This window comes from Halobacillus sp. BBL2006 (assembly GCF_000786645.1).
In the GTDB taxonomy this organism is placed as follows: domain Bacteria; phylum Bacillota; class Bacilli; order Bacillales; family Halobacillaceae; genus Halobacillus.
In genome coordinates, this window is the sequence record NZ_JRNX01000136.1 from 1 (window position 1) to 4,504 (window position 4,504).

Annotated in this window: 5 protein-coding genes; 1 reads left to right on the forward strand and 4 read right to left on the reverse strand. The window is 42.0% G+C overall.

The window, feature by feature from the left end; translation table 11 throughout:
* Positions 1-194: 194 nt before the first annotated feature.
* Positions 195-896 (reverse strand): hypothetical protein, encoded by a 702-nt coding sequence (locus LD39_RS04980; protein ID WP_035543562.1) that lies wholly within the window; start codon positions 894-896, stop codon positions 195-197.
* A 120-nt stretch (positions 897-1,016) separates the two neighbouring features.
* Between LD39_RS04980 and LD39_RS04985 the strand changes: the two genes are divergently transcribed.
* Positions 1,017-1,640 carry a CPBP family intramembrane glutamic endopeptidase gene (locus tag LD39_RS04985; protein WP_035543565.1) on the forward strand — a complete coding sequence of 208 codons (624 nt, stop codon included), beginning with the start codon at positions 1,017-1,019 and terminating at the stop codon, positions 1,638-1,640.
* An 8-nt stretch (positions 1,641-1,648) separates the two neighbouring features.
* Here the strand turns inward: LD39_RS04985 and LD39_RS04990 are convergent, their stop codons facing one another.
* The 3 genes from LD39_RS04990 to argS all read right to left on the reverse strand — a co-directional run.
* Entirely contained in the window at positions 1,649-1,876 is a 228-nt protein-coding gene (locus LD39_RS04990) for a hypothetical protein (RefSeq protein WP_035543567.1), read from the reverse strand.
* 266 nt (positions 1,877-2,142) lie between these two features.
* Entirely contained in the window at positions 2,143-3,621 is a 1,479-nt protein-coding gene (locus LD39_RS04995) for an MDR family MFS transporter (RefSeq protein WP_035543569.1), read from the reverse strand.
* An 82-nt stretch (positions 3,622-3,703) separates the two neighbouring features.
* Positions 3,704-4,504, reverse strand: an 801-nt coding sequence (gene argS, locus LD39_RS05000) for an arginine--tRNA ligase (RefSeq protein ID WP_035543570.1), incomplete at its 5' end; no start/stop codon positions are given.

Sequence of the window (4,504 nt, forward strand, 5' to 3'; positions counted from 1 at the left end):
CTTCCCCAACGACCCTAAAACTACATAAACATCCCGAAATCGAGTCTTCCACAATACTGCACTTAAGCTTAATAACATTTAGTTGAAATGGGATAAACACAATAATGTTGAACACAGCCTGAAAAGTAATCATCCCATGACCAAACGAAATGGAAAGGGGGAGCGTCTTAAATCAGACACCCCCTGATTGTTCTCTAGTTCCTCTTTCTTAGAAAACTGAAAAGCACGATAAACAATAGAATGATGACAAACGCTCCTGTAATAAATCGAATCAACGAGTTTTCCTGGTAAGCGAAAATTGCTCCATATCCCCATACAAATACAAGAGGGAAGAAGTAGTCATTGTGATAAAAATGAAAGGCGATTGCAATGAGCCCTCCAATGGTAAGTAAAATGACCGACCATCCAAGTTCTCCGATAGAAAAAAGCTCCTCTACTTTGTTTGCTTTCAAGACTACAAACGCATCGACGATCGTTGCAATTGACGTCCAGGCGAGATAAATGGAAAAAGACGCCCGGTACTTTTCAGGAAGTCCGGGAAATGACTGGAGCACGGTGTACACCACACATAGGGTAAGGAGGGATAGAGCCAGAAACAGTATGGAGGGGGTAGTGCCGACAACGACGGATGTACCGGAAAGAATCATGCTGAGCGGGAACCATAATCCTATTTTCCGTACAACCTCGTTCATCTCCTCATTAGCAAAAAAGGATGTAAAGACGAATATTAAAAGAAGAAGATAAATAAGAAACCAGATTGAAAAAGCGAACGGGGCAGGCATAACTAAGACATCATCGGTAGAGCGATTCGTAAAGTTTCCTGCTAAGAAAAAGGATGCGACTAATAAGTACATGTAACTCGCTAAGTTGAACAGCTTCAATCCAAGTAATCTCATGATGTCATCTCCTTTTGATGATTTACTCGTTGATTGAGGTGTACCTTAATCTGATCGACAACATAAAGCTAGTACAGTTTATGTTAAAATGCGAAGTAAATGACTGGAAGGTCTGAAAATATGAAAACCACCCTCTATTTGATCGGTCCATTTATCATGATTGCCTTAGGCTTATATGGCTTTTCAAATGCTTCTGTTACGTTTCTGCTTTTCTATGGTTGGATGTTCAGTGTGAGTCTTCTATTGAAAGGGCATCTTCGAAAGGGTAAAAGGAGAATTCAACTCTCGATTGTGACTGGAGTCACCAGCGGACTTGTTTTCTTCTTGACTATCGTTTTAGTGGTTTTGACTTTTCAAGCGAAGATTTTGGATGTAGAAGGGGTGCGTACGTTGCTGGGAGAATGGAGGTTCTCAGGTGTTGGGCTTGTCCTTGTATTGATTTTTATCAACCCCATTCTGGAAGAAGTCTATTGGAGAGGAATCATGCATGACTACTTCAGGGTAAAGCTAAATGACAGAGGCGCTGCCTTTTTGACAGCGGGTTTTTATACACTTTATCATTTTTTATCCGTTATACCTCTGTTCGAATGGCCTATGAATGCCTTAGCGGCGATCCCGGTATTTCTCGCAGGGCTGTTTTGGAGCTTTTTGCGACTAAAGACAGGCTCATTAGCAGGCCCGATTTTTAGTCATGCACTGGCTGATACAGGAATTCTTTGCATTTACTGGATTTATATCGTTTAGAGCAGCGACTAGAAAATAAAAATCCATACAAGGATGACCGTGATAACGAACGTAATGGAATAGATGATCGACAATAATGGAATACTTGAATTTTTTCCATCACTTTTCAAGCTTTCCAATTCATCTTCTGAGGAGAGGTTTTTTTCTTCCTTTGTCATTTGTTTGGCTACCATAAGAGTACCCACAAGTGCAATGACGGAAATCGTAATGATGATGACATAGTAAAACGAGTTCATAGCGCATTCGCTCCTTTATGAGAGTCACTTTCATTATATAGGATGTTATTATGACAAGCGAAACAGACTGCTCTCTGATAGAAGAATCGAAATACTAGATCAGAATGGAATGGCAAGAGCAAGACCATTAAGTACGTTCATAAAAATCGAATCGAGATCATCTATAAAGGAATCGTAGTGCTTTCAACCTTTATCCTGAATATGCGGACTAATCTGGTAATCATATCATAACAAAAATCCCATCAGTTCAACTGATGGGATTTTTGTTACTCAACTGCAGCTGGTTGAATATCTTCAGGGGTTGCTCGTTTAACGAAGAGGGAAACAATGAAACCCAACACAGCTACTCCAAAGGCAATGAAGTACACAAGTTCAACGCCTGCCACCATCGATTGACTGATCGCGCTTTCGGAAGCGGGGTTCTCAGCGTTGGTTAAATACATTTCCCGCCTTGCTGTTAAAATACTGATAAAGACGGCGACCCCGACGGCCCCAGCGACAGGCTGCAGCGTATTCATAATTGCTGTACCGTGCGGGTATAACTTTTTCGGAAGCTGATTCAACCCATTTGTCTGAGCAGGCATCATAACTGCTGAAATGGAGAGCATTAAAAGTAAATAACTGATGATAATTCTTACGATAGATGTATCCACACTTACTTGACTTAAAGAAAACATAGTGACCGCTAAAATTCCTGTAGCCGGGATCATGAGCAGACGCGGACCGAATTTATCGAACAACTTACCCATGACGGGGGAAAGAAGCCCATTCAATAAGGCTCCTGGCAATAAGATCAGACCGGCAGTGGCTGGAGTCAGTTCCAATGGGCCTTGCATGAACATTGGCAATATGATTTCTGAAGAGAACATTGACATCATCACGATGATAAAAAGAGCGACAGCTAACGTAAACATCGGGTAGCGAAATACACGCACATCTAGAAGCGGATCCTCAAGTTTCAGCTGTCTGAATGTAAATAGTACGAGAGAGGCCACACCAGCTAAAATCAATAAATACACATGTGGCTGTAGAAAGCCAGCCTCGCCTTCACCGGCAAAACTAAATCCAAGAACTACGCCTCCAAAACCGACAGTCGACAGGAAAATTGAGAAGAAGTCCACTTTCGGCTTTGTCACTTCGCCTACATTTTTTAAGTACCGCCAACCAAATGCGATAGAAAATAGCGCAAAAGGAATGACTGTGATAAACAAGAAGCGCCAGCCGAGATGCTCAACGATGATGCCGGAAAGTGTCGGGCCGACGGCAGGAGCGAACATGATCACCATCCCTACAATCCCCATGACCGCTCCCCGGCGTTCGGGTGGAAAAATCAAAAGAAACGTATTAAAGATAATCGGAATTAAAAGTCCTGTACCGACAGCCTGGAGCAGTCTTCCGGTCAGTAAAACTCCGAAGTTCGGAGCGAGGGAACAAATGAGCGTTCCAATAGTGAACACCGACATCGTCCCAATGAACATTTGTCTTGTCGAAAATGATTGCAGCAATAAGGCAGACACTGGGATCAGAATTCCCATCACAAGCATGAAGCCTGTGACCATCCATTGTACAATCGGTGCTGTGATATTGAATTGTTCCATTAAAGTCGTTAATGCAATATTCAGGAGTGTTTCATTTAATATGGCAAAAAAAGCACCAATGATCAGCGAAATCATAATCGGTTTTACGTTAAAGTCAGGATCATCCGCTAAAAACTCATAGGTGCTTTTAGGAGTTGTATCATCCATGTCTATCCCCTCCATTCTGTATAGTCACAGAAATCATTATAAAGGAAGGGAAGAGGAAGGGATAGTGAAAAGCAGGCCGGTTTTACATTTCTTCAGGCGTTTCGATTCCAAGAAGGGCTAATCCATCCTTCAGCACAATCGTAAAGGCATAAATCAGTGTCATTCGAGCATTCAGATGATCGCTTTCTAAAATCTTCGTTTCGGCGTAATACTTGTTGAATGATTTTGCGAGATCAAGCAAATACTTGGCCATCTTGGACGGATCATAGTTTATAAACGATTTCTTCACAACATACGGGTACTCTCGAATCATCTTCACTAATGGCCACGCGAGAGGATCTTCCAGTTCTGTAGCTGTCGTTTCGCTATTAAATTTTCCTTTTTTAAGCAGGGAATTCGCTCGGACATACGAATATTGCAAATAAGGAGCGGTATTTCCCTCGAAAGTCAGCATGTCCTCTATCGAAAACTCAACGTCGTTTCTGCGATCATGTTTAAGGTCATGAAAGATGACCGCGCCGACCCCCACTTGTTCAGCTACCTTTGACTTATCCTGGAGGGTCGGATTTTTTTCTTCTATATTAATTGCAGCTTTCTGTATAGCTTCATTCAACACTTCTTCTAGTAATATTGTCTTCCCTTGTCGGGTAGACATTTTCTTTCCATCTTTCAACATCATGCCAAAAGGGATATGCTTCACGTTTTTCGCCCATGGAAATTCCATCTTATCTAAAACGTGCTTCACCTGTTGAAAGTGGAGCGTTTGTTCGTGCCCGACGACGTACAAAGCTTCATCAAATTGATAGGACTCAAAGCGATCGATAGCTGCTGTCAAATCTCGAGTTGCATAGATCGTCGTTCCATTGCTTTTACGAATGAGGCA